Origin of the sequence: Mesorhizobium sp. M0058 (genome assembly GCF_040323095.1) — a bacterium.
Lineage (GTDB): Bacteria > Pseudomonadota > Alphaproteobacteria > Rhizobiales > Rhizobiaceae > Mesorhizobium.
The window spans coordinates 220,775-239,860 of record NZ_JAMYUQ010000005.1 but is presented as its reverse complement, the minus strand read 5'-3'; the positions used below and the strand labels follow the sequence as shown (position 1 = coordinate 239,860).

The following is a 19,086-nucleotide window of genomic DNA, read 5'->3' as shown; positions in this document are numbered from 1 at the left end:
CTGAGTCCAGCGCTCAGGGCTTCGTTGCTGTCCCAGGGCTCGCATCCTGATCGGTGTTGTCTTCCACGACCGGATCAGGCCCCTTCAGCATGGCGCCGTTGACCGTCACCGACCCGTCGTGCCTGGCGTTGATCACCCATTCGATACGACCGCCCGGCAGCGTCTTGGCGAATCCCTTGATGGCCAGCGCGCCGGTAAAAGCCTGCGAGGCCTGCGGGTCCGTCTTCGCCGCCTCCTGCAGGCTTGCCACGATCTTGTCGTAGCCGGTCACGTCGATCGTCACGTTGGCATCGGGCTTCTTGTCGGGGAAGGTCATTTCGCCTTCCATGGCGACCTCAATGTCACCATTCTTGACCGTGCTGTGTCCAAGCACGAACTTTGGTGTCTTGGCCAAGAAATCGGCGGAAATCTCATCGCCGAAATCTGCCGGAAGCGGTGGATCCTTACTGAAATCGAGGGTTTCTATGGTTTTCCGAGCCATACTGTCGAGATCGATGTTGGCGCCGCCGAAATTCAGGTCGAGATCCGTCGGCAGCAACGCAACGGTCCAACTGGGCAGCATCTGCTGCGGTATTGTCAGGCCGGAAACCTTGAATGCGTAGCTGATCTTGCCGTCCTTGGTGATGCCGTCCATGCCGACAACGGTGTTCAGCTGCGCCGCGCCGAAATTGCCGGCATATGTTTCAATGGCAAGGTTTTTGAATGCGTAGGTCCCATCGATCCGTTCCCATAGCGGCAGCGCACCGAGCAGAAGCGTTTTGAACTCTGCTTGATCGGCCTTCAGCCGGGCCTCGTCCTCATGGGCGACGGCGAACGCCAAAAGATCCAGAAGCGGCTTGGTCTGAATGGCCTTAGCGGTCACGTTCACAGCGAGCTCCGGTGCCCGGAGCGCTGCGATTGACCGGTCATCGATTTTGACCGTTTCGACGAAGTCCGCCATCGCCTGTGTGAAATTAAGATCGACGCCGCCGTTAGCCGACTTGCTGGCGTCAAATTTGGAAGAGCCCAGCCCCACGCTCAAATTGGTCAATTGACTGACTTGGCGCGACGTCATCGTCATGCCCGCAATCGAACTGGTGCCACTGGTAAATGCCGCCAGTTTCGGGTCATAGACGCCCGTGAACTTGCCATCCTTGACAACGATTTGCCCGGTGTTCAGGCCATTTGGGCCATTTACCTCGATGGACCCAGTCGTAGAGAAATCCGAGGCGACATCCCAGCCTCCGTCGCTGCGCGGTTTGACCCGCAGCGTGACGGGCGGGAAATCGAACCGCTTCAGATCCTGCTTCGGCATCTTCGCCACAAGCGCCTTCACATCGAAGGTGATCTTGTAGGCACCCTCCTCGGCTGAGATCTTCAAAATGCCTTCATTGAGCGCCTGTTTGCCGACATAGCGAGAGAGCTCATCGGAAAGTTGCTTGGCACCTTGGGCATCGACAGCCTGGCCAAAGGCAGGAGCGCTGAGGGCGAGAAGGAAAGCAAGCGGCAAGACACGGTTCACAAAATTCTCCATTTGACCAAAAAGGAACGCTTCGTTCGTCTGCTATGAAACCAACCTACAGTTTCCACAGGACATCAACAAACGCCGACGGGTAATTAGCCTACAGCACAAGCCGCATCAGCGGCCGGCCGGCCTTGCGTTCGAGGAGCCGCTCGAAGCCGGCCTTTTCGAACACACGCGACGAGCCGACGAACAGCCCGATCGAACGCGAATCGCGCGACACGTCGATCGGACACGCCTCGACCAGCCGCGCCTTGTTCTGGCGGGCAAAAGCGATGCCGCCCTCGACCAGGCGGTGGCTGACGCCCCGGCCGCGCGCGCTGGCGCGGATGAAGAAGCAGGAGATGGCCCAGACGCCGGGATCTACGGCGTCGGTTGGATCGACCGGCGCCGAGCCCCTGCCCCGATTGTTCCATTCGGGCACGTCGGCGCGCGGGCCGATCTGCATCCAGCCGACCGCTATGCCGTCCTCGAAAGCCAAAAGCCCCGGCGGCGGCCCTGCGTCGATGCGCGCCTTGATATGATCCTTGTTGCGCTGTTTGTCGCTGGCCCGCCGGACCGCCGGCGCCATCCGGAAATGCGTGCACCAGCACCCGTAACAGGCGCCCTGCTTGCCGAAAAGATCCTCGAAATCCGCCCATAGGTCAGGCGCCAGCGGCGCTATGGTGGTGCTCATGAGTTCTCTCCCGGCTAACCGCTTGTGGCGGCTTCCGTCCTGACGTACCATTGCATCTGTTCTCTTTATGTTCGCAGCGATGGCGGCCCCTGTCAACAATCCCGAGCACGGTTTTTGCCGCGACTGCCTGACCTTTCAGCGCAGCGATACCAGGCGCTGTGAGCGTTGCGGCAGCCCTCGACTCACCCGCCATCCCGAGCTCTACCAGCTGCATCTAGCGCATATCGATTGCGACGCCTTCTATGCGGCTATCGAAAAGCGCGACAATCCGGCGCTGAAGGACAAGCCGCTGATCATCGGCGGCGGCAAGCGCGGCGTCGTCTCCACCGCCTGCTACATCGCCCGCATCAAGGGGGTGCGCTCGGCAATGCCGATGTTCAAGGCGCTCGAAGCCTGTCCGGAAGCGGTCGTCATCCCGCCCAATATGGAGAAATACGTCCGCGTCGGCCGCGAGGTCCGCGCGCTGATGCAGGCGCTGACGCCGCTGGTCGAGCCACTCTCCATCGACGAGGCGTTTCTCGACCTCGCCGGCACCGAGCGCCTGCACGGCATGCCGCCGGCGGTGGTGCTGGCGCGCTTTGCGCAGACCGTCGAAAAGGAAATCGGCATCACCGTTTCGGCCGGCCTTTCCTACTGCAAGTTCCTGGCCAAGGTTGCCTCCGATTTCCGCAAGCCGCGCGGCTTTTCGGTGATCGGCGAAGCCGAGGCGCTGGGTTTCCTGGCCGAACAGCCGGTGACGCTGATCTGGGGCGTCGGCAAGGCTTTTGCCGCAACGCTCGAACGCGACGGCATCCGCAGCATCGCCCAGTTGCAGCGCATGGAGCGCGCCGATCTTATGCGCCGCTATGGCGTGATGGGCACCCGGCTCTACCATCTCTCGCGCGGCCAGGACGACCGCCGTGTCGATCCCGACCAGGATGCGAAAAGTGTGTCGGCCGAAACCACTTTCGACACCGACATAGCTGAAATGGGCGAACTGGTTCCAGTGCTGAGGGGATTGTCGGAAAAGGTCTCGGCGCGGCTGAAGAAGTCAGGCATTGCCGGGCGCACCGTGGTGCTGAAGCTGAAGACGCAGGATTTCAAGCTGCGTACCCGCAACCGCCAGCTCGGCGACCCGACCCGGCTGGCCGACCGCATTTTCCAGACCGGGCTCGAGCTGTTGCGCAAGGAGGCGGACGGGACAAAGTACCGGCTGCTTGGCATCGGTGTCAGCGATCTCTCGGATGACGAGAAGGCCGATCCGCCCGATCTCGTCGACGTCGGCTCGCGCAAGCGCGCCATGGCCGAAAGCGCCATCGATACGCTGCGCGACAAGTTCGGCAAGAAGGCGGTGGAAACCGGCTACACCTTCGGCAAAGGCCGCAACGCCAACCCGCCGGAGCCGATCGAGGAGTGAGACGGCTTAGATACGCTTGAGATCGATGCGGCTCGTCACCACGTTCTTGCCGGTTTTCGGATCGACGTCGGTAACGGTCAACCGCATTCCGTCGCCGCTGGTTTTCTCGACCGTCAACCGCGCCTTACGATCGCCATTGACCTCCGCCGCCCAGCGAATGCCGAGACTGATCGCGTTGCCAGAACGGCTGCCGGCGAGCTGTGCCGGCCCGGTGCGCGACCCGACATAGACGCCTGTATACTTCGCCCCGCGGGCCTTCAGATTGGCGCTGATGGCGCGCGTCACCACGACAAGACCACGGCAATTGCCGTCAAGCGACAATGAGCTCGAGGTCGCGTCGGAATTGAAGGTGCAGGACACATTCACCGTCGGTGCGTCGGTGGTGACCTTGACTGTCCCCTTGCCGGAGAAATTCCCTTGCAAGGAGCTGAGAAAATTCGCCTCGTCGGCATGGGCCGCGGCGCTTGCAGTTAGCAGGCAGCCGGCTAGCAGAAACCGCGCGAATGATTTCATCGGAATCTCTCCCCCGTTGATGTTTAAGAAACGATGCGTCCAGCAATTGGCCAATACCGGGAACCAACGCCTGCCGTTGCGTCAGGTTCCACTTCCAGCATGGCTGTTTTGCAACGGGTCTGGCCCAGTCGAATGCGTCGCCTAGCGGTTGCGATGGAAGCCCCGGCTTGCGACATAGCGCCTATGGCACCTTCCCCATCGATCCCCAAAGCCGCGTTCTGGATGGCGCTGTCGATCGCCTCGTTCCTGGCGATGTCGGTCGCCGGCCGCGCCACGACCGCGGAGCTCAACGTGTTCCAGGTGCTGGAACTGCGCTCGGTGATCGGCTTCTTCATCCTGTTGCCGCTGGTGACGATGAGCGGCGGATTCGCCGCAATGCGCACGCAGCGCCCGTTGGCCCATATCGCTCGCAATGTCATCCACTATACGGGCCAGGCGGCATGGCTCTATGCGCTGACGCTGATCCCGCTTGCGGTGCTCATATCGATCGAATTCACCACGCCGATCTGGACCGCGATCCTGGCGGTGACCTTTCTTGGCGAAAGGCTCTCCCGCCCGAAAATTGCGGCGGTCGTGCTTGGCCTGATCGGCGTGGTGGTCATCGTTCGCCCCGGCGTCGGCTCCATGGATCCGGGTCACCTCGTCGTTCTCGGCGCGGCCGTGTGCTTTGGCGTATCGGTGGTGTTGGTCAAGTCGCTGACCCGCACGGACAGTGTCGTGCGCATCATCTTCTGGATGCTGATCATCCAGTCGGTGGTCGGCCTGATCCCGGCGCTTTATGAATGGCGCAACCCACCGCTCGAACTCTGGCCATGGATCCTGCTGATTGCCTTCACCGGCATGTCGTCGCATTTCTGCATGGCGCGTGCCCTCACCTATGCCGACGCTACGGTGATTTCACCGATGGATTTCCTGCGCGTGCCACTGTCGGCGCTGATCGGCTGGCTGCTCTACAGCGAACAGATCGACATCTTTACAGCCGGCGGCGCCCTGCTGATCCTGATGGGCAACCTGCTCAACCTGCAGCGCAAGGCGCCAAAGCCGGCCGAGGTCGCGGCCTCGTAGCGGTCGGTCAATTCCCCTCATCCGGTATGTTGAGAAGATGCCCGCAGGCCTTGCAGTGCACGGCGTCCGGCTCATGCCGTTGCAGTCCGCACTGCGGACAGGGAAAGAACACCTTGGCGGGTCGAAAAATCGCCGTCGCCAGTCTGACAAACAGCGAGATGCCGATGATCATGGTAGCGATTGCGGTCAGCTTGCCGGCGATCCCCGGCAGCACGATGTCGCCGAAACCGGTCGTCGTCACCGTGGCGACGGTAAAATACAGCGCATCGATATAGTTCTCGAGGCCGGCGCCGGTGCGAAAGAAAAAGGTGTAGACGAAGCCGGTGATGACGAACAGGAACGTCAACAGGTTGATGACCGCGTGGCTCGCCTCGCGCCAGGGCCTTAAGCCACGCATTTCGAAATGCCGCCACAGCGACCCGCTGCGCGACAGCGACCACAGCCGCAGGATGCGCAGGAACGCCAGATTTGCCAGCGCCGTCGGCATCAGCAGCGTCAAAAGGATGAAGACATCGACCCAGGATGTCGGCTGTTTCATCAGCCGCAACATGTCGTTGGAGGCTAACAGTCGGGCAATCAGGTCGGCGGCGACCAATGCGGCGACGGTATAGTCGAGCCACAGGAATGACGGCTTGTCCTGGAGCACCGGCGTGGCAACGAAGAAGGCGACGATGGTGAGGTCGATGATGACCGCCACCAGTTGAAACCGGAACGCCGCCGGCGTGCGTCCGTGATAGAGCTTGCGCAGCCTGTCACGCAGCCGCGCCATCGCTGAGCTTTGCTGCAATCCGTCCTTCTCGGCTGCTTTCATCACCAAGTGCGTAACGGTCCCAGCCGGGGTCGTCTAGAGCATGATCCCAAAAAGTGGGTGCCGGTTTGCGGAAAAGATCATGCTCCAACAAAGGGTTAGATCATGATGAGATTTCAACCGAATCTCATCATGATCTAGTGGCCCCGGTGATCGTCAGCCCTCCACCACCTTGCCGTCCGGCCCCACGAGGCGCCAGGCCGAGGCGGTGTCGTAGACGAACCGCTCCTCCGCAATCCGGTCACCACGCCAGCGCTGCAGGGCCACCTCTTCCAGCCGGCGCACGGTGCCGGCCTTGTCGATACGGTCGAAGGTCCAGCGGATGGCGACATTGTCGCCATCGACCAGGAATGTCTGGACAGGATGGGTGTGCATCTTCTCGATCCGGTCGAGTGCTGCCTGCTCATGCGCCATCAGTGTTTCCTTGCCGCGCCGCGGGACGCCGAGATTTTCCTGCATGGTGGCATCGTCATGGTAGAAGTCGGCGATCGCCTTGACGTGGCTGCCTTCGACCACCTCCTTGAGGAAGGCTTCGACGCGTTCGCGGCTGGGCATGATTGTGCGTTCCTGTGAAGTTTCTGCTCAACGCATGTGGTTCAAAGGAAGGTCAGTTCAACCACGCCCCGCACGCTGGCCCTATCGGCTGCAATGTCAGGCCCAGAGCATCTTTATGCCGTCATGCACTGGCCGACGTCGATGCGATTGCCGTGTATATCAGCGCAGCCTAGACGAGCTCGACTTCGACCACACCCGGCACCGCGCGCATGGCCGACGCGATCTGCGGCGAGATGCGGTAGCGGTTGGGCAATTCGATCTCGATCTCGCCCTGCGCCTCTTCTTTGATGACGATAATGCTTACCTGACTTTCCCCACGCTGGGTAAGCTGCGATTGAATCGCCGACGCAGGCCCGTCATTTCGAACGAAGATGCGCAGCGCCTTCTGGATACGGCTGGCCTCATCCTCCAGCGACTGCACCGTCTGGATGCGCAGATTGACCCCTTCGGGCCTATCCTCGGCCGAAACGGTGATCACCACCGAACGTCCGGGCTCGAGCAGATCGCGATACTGCGCCAACCCTTCCGAAAACAGCACGGCTTCATATTGGCCAGATGTGTCGGAAAAGGCGATGACGCCCATCTTGTTGCCGGTGCGGGTCTTGCGTTCCTGCTTGGTGGTGACCGTGCCGGCCAGCCGGCCGGCGGCGGCGCCACGCTTGACCGCGGCCGAGAACTCTCCCCAGTTCTGCACCCGCATCTTCTGCAGGGCCGCCTTGTACTCGTCGAGCGGATGCGCCGAGAGATAGAAGCCGACGACCTGGAATTCGCGGTGCAGCCGGTCGGCGGCAAGCCACGGATCGGTCTGCGGCAAATTGAGCGCCTGCTGCTGCGCGCCGAGCGACGCGCCGAAAATGTCGTGCTGGCCCGAAATGGCATTCTGCTGCGCCAGCGAAGCCAGCCCCATCATCCGTTCGACGCCGGCCATCATCTGGGCGCGGTCGTGGCCGAAGCAGTCGAGCGCGCCGGCCATGATCAGGCTTTCGAAGACGCGCTTGCCGACGATCTTGGGATCGACCCTTTCACAGAAATCGGCGAGATTCTTGAACGGCTTTTCGCCGCGCATGGCGACGATGTGCTCGACCGCAGCGTCGCCGACGCCCTTGAGGGCCGCCAGCGAATAGTAAATGCGGTTCTCGCCGACCTCGAAATTGCGGAAGCTGGTCATCACCGACGGCGCCACCACCTCGATGCCGAGACGCAGCGCATCCTGGCGGAAATCGGCGAGTTTGTCGGTATTGCCCATGTCGAGCGTCATCGACGCCGCCAGGAACTCGACGGGGTAATGCGCCTTGAGATAGGCGGTCTGGTAGGACACGACGGCGTAGGCGGCCGCGTGCGATTTGTTGAAGCCGTAGTCGGCGAACTTGGCCAGAAGGTCGAAGATGAAGTCGGCCTGCGGCTTGCCGACGCCGCGTTCGACCGCACCGGTGACGAAGCGCTCGCGCTGCTTGTCCATTTCGGCGCGGATCTTCTTGCCCATCGCGCGACGCAGCAGATCGGCTTCGCCGAGCGAATAGCCCGACAGTTCCTGCGCGATCTGCATCACCTGTTCCTGGTAGACGATGACGCCTTGCGTCTCCTTCACCAGATGGTCGATCTTGGGATGGATCGATGCCATCTCCTCTTCGCCATGCTTTCTGGCGTTGTAGGTCGGGATGTTCTCCATCGGGCCGGGACGGTAGAGCGCCACCAGCGCGATGATGTCCTCGATGCAGTCGGGCCGCATGCCGATCAGCGCCTTGCGCATGCCGGCACTTTCCACCTGGAACACACCGACCACTTCGCCGCGCGACAGCATGGCGTAGGTTTCAGGATCGTCGAGCGGGATCGTCGCCAGGTCGATCTCGATGCCGCGCCGGCGGATCAGCTTCACCGCCGTCTCCAGCACGGTCAGCGTCTTCAGGCCGAGGAAGTCGAACTTCACCAGCCCGGCCTGTTCGACATATTTCATGTTGAACTGGGTGACCGGCATGTCGGAGCGCGGATCGCGGTACATCGGCACCAGTTCCGACAAGGGCCGGTCGCCGATGACGATGCCGGCGGCGTGCGTCGAAGCGTGGCGGTAGAGCCCTTCCAGCTTTTGCGCCATATCGAGCAGCGTCTGCACGATTGGCTCCTTCTCGGCCTCCTCGGCAAAGCGCGGCTCGTTGGCGATGGCATCCGCCAGCTTGACCGGATTGGCCGGGTTCTGCGGCACCATTTTGGAGAGCTTGTCGACTTGGCCGTAAGGCATTTGCAGCACGCGGCCGACGTCGCGCAGCACCGCGCGCGCCTGCAGCGTACCGAAGGTGATGATTTGTCCCACCTGGTCGCGGCCATATTTCTGCTGGACGTAGCGGATGACCTCTTCGCGCCGGTCCTGGCAGAAGTCGATGTCGAAGTCGGGCATCGACACGCGGTCGGGGTTGAGGAAGCGCTCGAACAGCAGCGAGAAGCGCAGCGGATCGATATCGGTGATGGTGGTGGAATAAGCGACCAGCGATCCCGCGCCAGAACCGCGGCCCGGCCCGACCGGAATGCCTTGCGCCTTCGCCCATTTGATGAAGTCGGCCACGATCAGGAAGTAACCGGGAAATTTCATCTTCTCGATGATGGAGAGCTCGAAATCGAGCCGCTCGCGGTATTGTTCGACCGTGTAGCCGGCGGTGGGTCCATGCGCCGCCAGCCGGGCGTCGAGACCTTCATGGGCCTGCCGGCGCAGTTCATCGGCCTCGGCCTTCAGCGCCACCTCATTGTCGGCCACATCGCCGCCGGTAAAGCGCGGCAGGATCGGGTTGCGGGTCTTGGGATAGTAGGAACAGCGCAGCGCGATCTCGACGGTGTTGTCGATCGCCTCAGGCAGGTCGGCAAACAGCCTTGCCATATCGGCCTGGCTGCGCAGGAAATTGTCCGATGTCAGGCGGCGGCGGTTGTCGGCGGCAACGACCGACCCTTCGGCAATGGCGATCAGCGCATCATGCGCGTCATAGTCGTCGCGGGCGGCGAAGAACGCCTCATTGGTGGCGACCAGCGGCAGATCATGGGTATAGGCAAGATCGACCGATGATTTCTCGATGGCGCGGTCATAGCCGGAAACGCGGTCCAGTTCGACATAGAGCCGGTCGCCGAACAGCGCCTTGAGTGCCAGAAGCCGCGTCTCGGCAAGATCTCGGCGATCCTCCTTCAGCGCCCGGCCGATCGGGCCGCGCGGCCCGCCGCTGAGGCAGATCAGGCCATCGCTATGGCCTTCCAGCATTGCTGACGTCAGATGTACGGGCTCGCCCGGCGGCGTCTCCAGATAGACCTGGCTGACCAGCCTGACGAGGTTGCTATAGCCAACCTCGGTGGCGGCGAGCAGCACCACGGCGTTCATCTCCGGCCCGTGGCGGCGGCGGTCGCGCTGTGCGTCACTGGTCTCGCCGGAAAAGGCGAGATCGATCTGGCAGCCGATAATCGGCTGGATGCCTTCCTTCACCGCCTTCTGGGCGAACTCAAGCGCGCCGAACAGATTGTTTGTGTCGGTGACGGCGATTGCCGGGCACTCGTCCTTGACGGCATGACCGACAACGGCGGCGACCTGCAAGGCTCCCTCGAGCAGCGAATACGCCGAATGCACGCGCAGATGGATGAACCGCCGCGCCGGTGCCTCAGGGCGCGCAGCAGCGAGCGCTGCTTCGCGCTTCAGGGGATCGCGTGGAAGTTTGTCATCCGCCATGATGTATCAAATTGCTCGAAGGGCTTTGAGTCGATGGAGATGTATTGTCCCGGACCGGGCGATGCCAGTCCAGCACAAATGACCACCGACCACAGGCTTCCGTACCCAGCCGCACGGCTCAGAGATTGTTCGAAGTTCGCTCTGGCGAGTCATATGATGGTGGTTTCGAGAACCGGAGCGCAGCGGCCATTGGTCCGTGAGCACGGGAAGCGCAGAAACCGCCTTCAGATGGCCGCCGGAGTAGAATTTCCAAACAATCTCTAGGCGAACTCCATGATCACCGCATCCACAGCCAGGCTGTCACCCGGCTTGGCGTTGAGCTTCGACACGACAAGATCGCGGTCGGCGCGCAACACGTTTTCCATCTTCATCGCCTCGACCACGGCCAGCGTCTCGCCGGCCTTGACCTCCTGCCCCTCGGCAACCGCGATCGACACCACTAGGCCCGGCATCGGGCAAAGCAGCATCTTGGACGTGTCCGGCGCCACCTTTTCCGGCATCAGCCTTTCCAGTTCAGCCGTTCGCGGCAGCATGGCGCGCGCCGTCACCGACATGCCCTTCCAGGCGATGCGCAGGCCGTTCGGCAGCGGCCTGATCTGCGCCGTGACCTTGCGGGCACCGACAGTGCCGCGCCAGATGAGGTCGCCCGGCCGCCAGTCGGACGCCACGGTCAGCGCTTTGCCGCCATCGACCGACAGATCGATTTCCATCGGAATGGAGATCATGCCCTCGATGATCGAAGCCTGGAGATAGTCGTCGCCGAGCTTCACCACCCAATCGCGCTTGAGTGCGCCCGAATGCGGCGCCAGCCGCCCGCCCAGCCGGTCAAGCCGATCGCGGCGCAGAAGCTCGACCGCGGTGGCGATCGCCGCCAGCACTGCCTTTTCATCGCCATTGGGCACGATCGGCGCGAAGCCGTCAGGATATTCCTCGGCGATGAAGCCCGTCGATATCCGCCCCTCGCGCCAGCGCGGATGCTGCATCAGCGCCGCCAGGAACGGGATGTTGTGCTCGATGCCGTCGACGACGAAACTGTCCAGCGCTTCCGACATGGCATCGATGGCCTCGATACGCGTGGGCGCCCAGGTGCAGAGTTTTGCCACCATCGGATCATAGAACATCGGAATCTCGGAGCCTTCGGTGACGCCGGTGTCGTTGCGGATGACGACATCGCCGAACGTGCCCTCCTCCGGCGGCCGGTAGCGCGTCAACCGGCCGATCGAGGGCAGGAAATTGCGATAGGGATCCTCGGCATAGAGCCGGCTTTCCACCGCCCAGCCGTTCAGCGTGACGTCGCTCTGCTTGATGCCGAGCTTTTCGCCGGCGGCGACGCGGATCATCTGCTCGACCAGGTCGATGCCGGTAACAAGCTCCGTCACCGGATGCTCGACCTGCAATCGTGTATTCATTTCAAGGAAATAGAAGTTCTTTTCAGCATCTACGATGAACTCGACGGTGCCGGCGCTCTGGTAGTCGACCGCCTTGGCTAGCGCCACGGCCTGCTCGCCCATCGCCTTGCGCGTCCTGGCATCGAGGAATGGCGACGGCGCCTCTTCCGCCACCTTCTGGTTCCGACGCTGGATCGAGCATTCGCGCTCGCCGAGATAGAGGGCGGTGCCATGCGCGTCGGCCAGCACCTGGATTTCGATATGACGCGGATCGACGACGAACTTTTCGATGAAGACGCGGTCGTCGCCGAACGAGCTTTTCGCCTCCGAGCGCGCCCGGTCGAAGCCGTCGCGCACTTCCGACTGGCTCCAGGCAATGCGCATGCCTTTACCGCCGCCGCCGGCCGAGGCCTTGATCATCACGGGATAACCGATCTCGCCGGCGATCTTTTCGGCATGGTCGGCATTTTCGATGACACCAAGCCAGCCGGGAACCGTCGACACCTCAGCGGCCTTGGCGAACTTCTTCGATTCGATCTTGTCGCCCATCGCCTTGATAGCCTTGGGTTTCGGACCGATGAAGACAATGCCCTCAGCCTCAAGCGCTTCGCAGAAGGCGGCCCGCTCCGACAGAAAACCGTAGCCGGGATGCACGGCCTGCGCGCCCGTCTCCTTGCAGGCAGCGATGATCTTTTCAGGCAGGAGATAGCTTTGCGCGGCAGGCGATGGCCCGATATGCACGGCTTCGTCGGCCATTTCGACGTGCACGGCGTCGCGATCGGCGTCGGAATAGACCGCTACGGTGGCAATCCCCATCCTGCGCGCCGTCTTGATGACGCGGCAAGCAATCTCGCCGCGATTGGCGATCAGGATTTTCGTGAACATCGAAGGCGTTTCCTCGGTCTTTCGTCCTTCTTATGGGCTTCGGCAGCCGGGCTCAAGCACCGCCGGCAGCGCACCCATCAAGACACTCCCGGCCCGCCAGGCCCGTGCCGAGAGGCGAAGATCGGGCTCGCCGACGACTGGGCCAAGATTTGCGCCATATTTGGTCGCCAAATCGGGTTGAAACAGTATAAAAACCCTGAAAGCCTGAAGACCAATCGCCTTGGGAGGAATTGCCTGATGAAAACCCGCGCCGCTGTCGCTGTCGCCGCCGGAAAGCCGTTGGTAATCATGGAGGTCGACCTCGACGGACCGCGCGAAGGCGAGGTGCTGGTCGAGATCAAGGCGACCGGCATCTGCCACACCGACGAGTTCACCCTGTCGGGCGCCGATCCCGAAGGCCTGTTTCCGGCAATCCTCGGCCATGAAGGCGCTGGCGTTGTCGTCGATGTCGGCAAGGGCGTCACCTCGGTCAAGAAGGGCGACCACGTCATCCCGCTCTACACGCCGGAATGCCGGCAGTGCCCATCCTGCCTGTCGCGCAAGACCAATTTGTGCACCGCCATCCGCGCCACGCAGGGCCAAGGCTTGATGCCCGATGGCTCCTCGCGCTTCTCGATCGGCAAGGACAAGATCTTCCACTATATGGGCTGCTCGACCTTCTCCAATTTCACCGTTTTGCCCGAGATCGCCGTCGCCAAGGTCAACCCGGACGCGCCCTTCGACAAAATCTGCTACATTGGTTGCGGCGTCACCACCGGCATCGGCGCGGTCATCAACACCGCGAAGGTCGAGCAAGGCGCGACTGCTGTCGTCTTTGGTCTCGGTGGCATCGGCCTCAACGTCATCCAGGGCCTGAAGCTCGCCGGCGCTGACATGATCATCGGTGTCGACCTCAACAACGACAAGAAGGCATGGGGCGAGCGCTTCGGCATGACGCATTTCGTCAATCCGAAGGAGATCGACGGCGACATCGTTCCTCACCTCGTCAACTTGACCAAGCGCGGCGCCGACCAGATCGGCGGCGCCGACTACACATTCGACTGCACCGGCAACACCAAGGTGATGCGCCAGGCGCTGGAAGCCTCGCATCGCGGCTGGGGCAAGTCGGTCGTCATCGGCGTGGCCGGCGCCGGCCAGGAGATTTCGACCCGGCCGTTCCAGCTGGTCACCGGCCGCACCTGGATGGGCACCGCCTTCGGCGGCGCACGCGGCCGCACCGACGTGCCAAAAATCGTCGACTGGTACATGGACGGCAAGATACAGATCGACCCGATGATCACCCATTTGCTGAAGCTTGAGGACATCAACAAGGGCTTCGACCTCATGCATGAGGGCAAGTCGATCAGGAGCGTCGTCGTTTATTGAGGAGAAGAAGCCGCCGACCGAAGGGCCAGCGACTGAAGTTGCACGGGTTCAACAAGGGAGGAATAAAATGCCTGAAAAACTGCATCCCAAAATCGACAATGGCTTGCCAAAGGAGAGCGCAAGCTTTGCCGGCGGCACGCTTGTCTGCGCCTGCACCAGCAAGCCGGTGAAGGTGAAGGTCAAGGGCCAGATCGCGCACAACCATGCCTGCGGCTGCACCAAATGCTGGAAGCCTGACGGCGCGGTGTTCTCGGTCGTGGCGGTCGCCGGCACGGGCGACGTCACTGTCACCGAGAATGGCGACAAGCTGAAAGTGGTCGATCCCTCGGCACTCATCCAGCGTCACGCCTGCACCGGCTGCGGCGTCCACATGCACGGGCCGGTCGAGCGCGACCATCCGTTCAAGGGCCTGTCCTTCATCCATCCCGAACGCTTCGAGGAAGACGGCTGGTCGCCGCCAGGCTTCACCGCCTTCGTGTCGTCGATCATCGAATCCGGTGTTGCCCCCAAGCGCATGGACGGCATTCGCGGCCAGTTGAAGTCGATCGGGCTTGAACCCTATGACTGCCTCAACCCCGGCTTGATGGACTATATCGCCACCTGGACGGCGAAGAAGTCGGGCGCACTACCGGCCTGACAGTACGAGATTTCTGCCATGGGGCCGGGTAACATGCCGGCCCCATGTTCGTTTGGAGAGACAATGCCCGCACCCGCTATCTACGTAGACGCCGACGCCTGCCCGGTGAAAGCCGAGGTCGAGAAGGTCGCCGAGCGCCATGGCGTGGTCGTCACCTACGTCTCCAATGGCGGGCTGCGTCCGTCGCGCGATCCTATGATCCGCAACGTCGTCGTCTCTAAAAGCGCCGATGCCGCTGACGATTGGATCGTCGAGAACGCAAAACCCAACGACATCGTGATCACCGCCGACATCCCGCTTGCCGCTCGCACCGTGGCGCTCGGCGCGCATGTGCTTGGGCCAACCGGCCGGCCGTTCACGCCGGAGACCATCGGCATGGCGGTTGCAATGCGCGATTTGAAGCAGCATCTGCGCGAAACCGGCGAGAGCAAGGGCTACAATGCCAGCTTTGCGCCACAGCATCGCTCGCGTTTCCTGGGTGAGCTCGACCGTATCTTGCGGCGGGCTCTGAAATCCGTCACACCCGACCAGACGTGAAGCATCATCCGAGGTCGGGCTATGGCCGACACATCGCCGAATAACCCCTTGCAGCGGCACAAGCAGTTCTTTGTGTCGCTAGCCGTCGGTCTGGTCGTATTTGCCGCGGTATTGCCTTTGATTGGATCGCTCCCCGTCTCCACGCGGCTTGCTTATTCGATTTCGATTGCCGCCGATGCGTTCTTCGTCGTCTTCATCGCGCTCGTCATCGCCAAGATGCCGCTGCTGTCCGGCCGCTATCTCAGCAAGAACGCGCGCGAACTGGACCTCCCAGTGCTGGGCATCTTTGCCATCACGCTCGGCATCGTCGCCATGGCCATCGTCCTGCTGTTCCTTTTGATCAATCACAAGGATCGCGACCCCATCGAACTCGGCTTCGCCATGCTGTCGATCCCGCTTGGCTGGTTCACCATCCATGCCATGGCCGCCCTCCACTATGCGCATGTCTACTGGATGGACGGCGACGCGATCGATGCCGAAACCAAGAAGAAGATACCGGTCGGCGGCCTCGATTTTCCCGGCAGCAAACGGCCGGATGGTTGGGACTTTCTCTATTTCGCGACGGTGATCGGCATGACCGCGCAGACCGCCGACACGGCGATCACGACCTCGCATATGCGCCGCGTGGTGCTTGTCCATTCGATCCTGTCGTTCTTCTTCAACACCGTCATCGTCGCCGCCGTCGTCAATCTCGCGGTCAGCCTCGGCAATTGAGTATCCGTGCCCGCGATAAACCCGTGCCCGTAATAAAAACGTGATCGCATGAAACATCGCTTTCGATAGCGACGTATTGGGAGGACAAGGACGAGCGCGGCCGTCCCAGGATCGCGCAGCCGGAAGGCGAGGAAAAGATGGAAGCCATTGCCATGAGTCAGCCCGGCGCAGGCGCCAATGCCGCCGGACCGAAGGATACGACGCTGATCTACCGGCAATCGCGCTGGACCCGCCTGACGCACTGGCTGTGGGCGATCTCGCTGTTCTTCATGCTTTTGTCCGGCCTGCAGATCTTCAATGCCCGGCCGCAGCTCTACATCGGCAAGCAATCCGGCTTCGAGTACAACAACACCGTCTTTGCCATCGGCGCCGAAAACACCGCCACCGGCCCGCGCGGCTATACCGAAATCTTCGGCCATCGCTTCGACACCACAGGCGTGCTCGGCTGGTCTGGCCCGGCCGGGCAGCAAACGTCGCGTGCCTTCCCGTCCTGGGCGACAATCCCGTCCTATTACGATCTCGGCACCGCCCGCGTCGTGCATTTCTTCTTCGCCTGGATACTGACAACCACCTTGGTCGTCTGGCTGGTCGCCAGCCTGGTCAACGGCCATCTGCGCCGCGACCTGGCGCCGCGCCTTGACGATCTCAAGCGGCTGCCGCAGGACATCATCGAGCACGCCAAGCTCAGGTTCCACCACACACGCGAATACAACACGCTGCAGAAAATGGCCTATGGCGGCGTACTGTTCGTGCTGTTGCCACTCATTATCATCACCGGCCTTGCCATGTCGCCGAGCATGAACTCGGTGCTGCCCTGGCTCAACGAACTGCTCGGCGGAAGGCAGACGGCGCGCACCATCCATTTCACGGTGATGGTGCTGCTGGTCGGCTTTTTCATCGTCCATATGCTGATGATCCTCGCCGCCGGCCCGATCAACGAACTGCGCTCGATCATCACCGGCTGGTACCGCACCGATCCGCCAAGGCATGGCGACACCGAGAGGAGTGCGTGAGATGGCCAAATTCCAGATCAGCCGCCGAAAGTTCCTGACGGGTGCCGGCCTCGGCGTTTCCGGCATCATGTTGTCGGGCTGCGATGCCTTCGACAGCCAGCTCGGCATGGGCGATCGCCTGCGCAGTTTCCTCGAAAACGCCAATGGCCTGACCTACCGCGCGCAACGCTGGCTTGCCGGCCGCGATGCTCTGGCGCCGGAATTCACCGAGGCCGACATCCGCCAGCCGCAGCGGCCGAACGGCGTCACCGCGCCCGAGGATGACACCTACAAGGGCCTGCTCGCCAACAATTTCGCCGACTGGCGGCTGGAGGTAACGGGCCTGGTCGAAAAGCCGCTGTCGCTCAGCCGCGAGCAGTTGGAGAACATGCCGAGCCGCACGCAGATCACGCGCCACGACTGTGTCGAAGGCTGGAGCTGCATCGCCAAATGGACCGGCACCCCGCTGTCGCTGGTGCTCGACCAGGCTGTGGTCAAGCCGCAGGCCCGCTATGTCATGTTCCACTGCCTCGACACGATCGATCGTAGCCTCTCCGGGGAAATTAAATATTATGGCACCATCGACCTGATCGATGCCCGCCACCCGCAGACGATCCTCGCCTACGGCCTCAACGGCAAGCCGCTGCCGGTCGAAAACGGCGCGCCGCTGCGCGTGCGCGTCGAACGACAGCTCGGCTACAAGATGCCAAAGTATCTCTACAAGATCGAGCTCGTCGACAGTTTTGCCAATATCGGCGGCGGCCGCGGCGGCTATTGGGAAGACAATGGCTATGACTGGTATGGCGGGATTTGATAGGCCTCGCATTCTGACCGAGCACGATCTGACTCCGACCGAACCGAGCTTGCCTGAAGGAAGCCGGTTTCGAGCGCGTGGCCGAACTTGGCGATTGGCCTGAAGACACTCCAATATCGTCCTCTGCAAAACGGTCGCAGAAAACGGCGCGGCTTAAGCAACCTTGTCGAGCATCGGCTTGAGCGCCGGATGTATCTCCGGCGACGCGTGTATGATCAGCGCCAGCAGGGCGCGTTCGTTCTCATGCAGCGGGCGGTCGGTGCCGATGCGATCGGCCAGCCATTTCGCCTCGCTGGCGTCGATCGACTCGGCGCGGCGCGCGAGTGCCTCGGCGGCACGGTTCTTCGATTCCCATTCGGCCTCGATGTCGCCGGGCGAACGATAGGCTTCCATGATGCCGGCCAGTCCGCCCGAGACCATGCGGCTGAAGAAGCCGCCGATCTCGGGCTCCGCCTGGTCCAAGAAACTGTCACGGCGCAGCGCCACATCGCGCGTCGGCGCTTCGTAGCCGGCCGAACACATGACGAAATTGGCGAGCGCCTTGACGAACAGGTCGTTCCAGGACGGGTCGTTGTGGGCCGCTGCGGTCTGCTCGTTGATCTGGAACAGCACCTCGGCCTCAACCCGTGTGATGGCGATGTTACCGTCGCCGCCATAGGCATGGAGAATGCGGCGCAACAGATCGACCTCGGCCTTGGCGACCAGCCCGGGAACCAGCGCGCCGCCGAGCATCAGTGGTCCCTTGCCGTCGACCACCGCGTTGGCGACCTGCTCGAGCGCATAGGCGGAGAGCCGGCCGGGCGATGATTTCGCCCTTTCCAGCACATGCACCAGCAGCTCCAGTTCGGTCACACTGTCGACCATTCCGTCGCGCGAGATGGTCTGTATCAGCCAACCGGCATTGTCTTCAGAGATATAGCCTGCCGGCTTTTCCTGGTGGACGATGTAGTCGGTAACGGCCTCGACGAAGAACTCAGGCCATTGCGGGCATTTGTCCGTCGCTGTCGCATCGAGCGCGAACAGTGCTTCAGCCTCGCCGCGCGTCACCACGCCGTCGGCGAACACTTCGCGACGCAGCATGACGACATCTTCCGCCGTGATGCGGTCCTTCGAGGCCAGCCCCGCCACCGGCGCGCTGCCGATCCGTTCGCCCATTCTGTCAATCCCCATCCGCCGTGCCCAACGCAATTGCCGGCCAAATTATCAGCCCTGAATATCGGCATTGTCTTGAAAAACCGGCAAACGGCGTGGTTAGCGAAGACTTGTCAGGAAGATGTCGCTGGCAGGTGACAAGGTGTCGCCGACAAGCTATGGATGGCGCGTCGAGGGCTCAGGGTCTGAGTCCTACCTGTTTGCGGGAGAGAGCAGCGCGAGCTGCCGCCGAAGGGGAAATCGCCCGAAATCTCTCAGGCAAAAGAACCGTAGACGGGAAAGACACTCTGGAAAGTCGGGGCTTGCCCCCGCGCCGAAGGTGTAAGCGTCGCCGACAGAGTTCCGGTTGCGCGAGTCTCTCAGGCTTCAGACAGAGGGGCACGGACTGGTC

At 62.2% G+C, this 19,086-nt stretch carries 16 protein-coding genes and 1 riboswitch; of the genes, 8 read left to right on the top strand and 8 right to left on the bottom strand.

Annotated elements, in window-relative coordinates; genetic code table 11:
* Window positions 1-13: 13 nt before the first annotated feature.
* The gene (locus tag NKJ75_RS10565; protein WP_023710629.1) at window positions 14-1,501 is read right to left on the bottom strand and encodes a hypothetical protein; all 1,488 of its coding nucleotides are present in this window, start codon (window positions 1,499-1,501) and stop codon (window positions 14-16) included.
* A gap of 100 nt (window positions 1,502-1,601) precedes the next feature.
* Entirely contained in the window at window positions 1,602-2,177 is a 576-nt protein-coding gene (locus NKJ75_RS10560) for a GNAT family N-acetyltransferase (RefSeq protein ID WP_023821406.1), read from the bottom strand.
* Between the two features lie 67 nt (window positions 2,178-2,244).
* Between NKJ75_RS10560 and NKJ75_RS10555 the strand changes: the two genes are divergently transcribed.
* On the top strand, window positions 2,245-3,573 hold the full coding sequence (locus NKJ75_RS10555; RefSeq protein WP_023744815.1) for a DNA polymerase IV: 1,329 nt from the start codon (window positions 2,245-2,247) through the stop codon (window positions 3,571-3,573).
* 6 nt (window positions 3,574-3,579) lie between these two features.
* Here the strand turns inward: NKJ75_RS10555 and NKJ75_RS10550 are convergent, their stop codons facing one another.
* Entirely contained in the window at window positions 3,580-4,086 is a 507-nt protein-coding gene (locus NKJ75_RS10550; RefSeq protein WP_023681578.1) for a hypothetical protein, read from the bottom strand.
* A 183-nt stretch (window positions 4,087-4,269) separates the two neighbouring features.
* On the opposite strand from NKJ75_RS10550, the gene NKJ75_RS10545 reads away from it, so the two are divergent.
* Complete coding sequence (locus NKJ75_RS10545) at window positions 4,270-5,151, top strand: DMT family transporter (RefSeq protein ID WP_023710632.1); 882 nt, start codon at window positions 4,270-4,272, stop codon at window positions 5,149-5,151.
* Window positions 5,152-5,158: 7 nt separating this feature from the next.
* Here NKJ75_RS10545 and NKJ75_RS10540 read toward each other — a convergent pair whose 3' ends face one another.
* The 4 genes from NKJ75_RS10540 to NKJ75_RS10525 form a co-directional block, all read right to left on the bottom strand.
* Entirely contained in the window at window positions 5,159-5,962 is an 804-nt protein-coding gene (locus tag NKJ75_RS10540; RefSeq protein ID WP_023710633.1) for a potassium channel family protein, read from the bottom strand.
* Between the two features lie 153 nt (window positions 5,963-6,115).
* Complete coding sequence (locus tag NKJ75_RS10535; RefSeq protein WP_023710634.1) at window positions 6,116-6,514, bottom strand: nuclear transport factor 2 family protein; 399 nt, start codon at window positions 6,512-6,514, stop codon at window positions 6,116-6,118.
* Between the two features lie 169 nt (window positions 6,515-6,683).
* A complete protein-coding gene (gene dnaE / locus NKJ75_RS10530; RefSeq protein WP_352499641.1) occupies window positions 6,684-10,211 on the bottom strand; it encodes a DNA polymerase III subunit alpha in 3,528 nt (1,175 codons plus the stop codon).
* Window positions 10,212-10,471: 260 nt separating this feature from the next.
* A complete protein-coding gene (locus tag NKJ75_RS10525; protein ID WP_352499640.1) occupies window positions 10,472-12,484 on the bottom strand; it encodes an acetyl-CoA carboxylase biotin carboxylase subunit in 2,013 nt (670 codons plus the stop codon).
* Between the two features lie 237 nt (window positions 12,485-12,721).
* Between NKJ75_RS10525 and NKJ75_RS10520 the strand changes: the two genes are divergently transcribed.
* From NKJ75_RS10520 to NKJ75_RS10495, 6 genes are all read left to right on the top strand, one after another.
* Window positions 12,722-13,849, top strand: a complete 1,128-nt coding sequence (locus NKJ75_RS10520) for an S-(hydroxymethyl)glutathione dehydrogenase/class III alcohol dehydrogenase (protein WP_023704539.1) — start codon at window positions 12,722-12,724, stop codon at window positions 13,847-13,849.
* A gap of 67 nt (window positions 13,850-13,916) precedes the next feature.
* Entirely contained in the window at window positions 13,917-14,486 is a 570-nt protein-coding gene (gene gfa / locus NKJ75_RS10515; protein ID WP_023735314.1) for an S-(hydroxymethyl)glutathione synthase, read from the top strand.
* Between the two features lie 63 nt (window positions 14,487-14,549).
* Window positions 14,550-15,023: a YaiI/YqxD family protein gene (locus NKJ75_RS10510; RefSeq protein ID WP_023735313.1), complete on the top strand. Its 474-nt coding sequence runs from the start codon at window positions 14,550-14,552 to the stop codon at window positions 15,021-15,023.
* A 21-nt stretch (window positions 15,024-15,044) separates the two neighbouring features.
* On the top strand, window positions 15,045-15,737 hold the full coding sequence (locus NKJ75_RS10505; RefSeq protein WP_023704537.1) for a DUF1345 domain-containing protein: 693 nt from the start codon (window positions 15,045-15,047) through the stop codon (window positions 15,735-15,737).
* A gap of 152 nt (window positions 15,738-15,889) precedes the next feature.
* On the top strand, window positions 15,890-16,750 hold the full coding sequence (locus tag NKJ75_RS10500) for a cytochrome b/b6 domain-containing protein (RefSeq protein WP_198020824.1): 861 nt from the start codon (window positions 15,890-15,892) through the stop codon (window positions 16,748-16,750).
* A 1-nt stretch (window position 16,751) separates the two neighbouring features.
* Entirely contained in the window at window positions 16,752-17,543 is a 792-nt protein-coding gene (locus tag NKJ75_RS10495; RefSeq protein ID WP_352499639.1) for a molybdopterin-binding protein, read from the top strand.
* Window positions 17,544-17,696: 153 nt separating this feature from the next.
* Here NKJ75_RS10495 and NKJ75_RS10490 read toward each other — a convergent pair whose 3' ends face one another.
* A complete protein-coding gene (locus tag NKJ75_RS10490; protein WP_352499638.1) occupies window positions 17,697-18,698 on the bottom strand; it encodes a hypothetical protein in 1,002 nt (333 codons plus the stop codon).
* Between the two features lie 190 nt (window positions 18,699-18,888).
* Window positions 18,889-18,975: riboswitch (glycine riboswitch) on the top strand.
* Window positions 18,976-19,086: the final 111 nt, after the last annotated feature.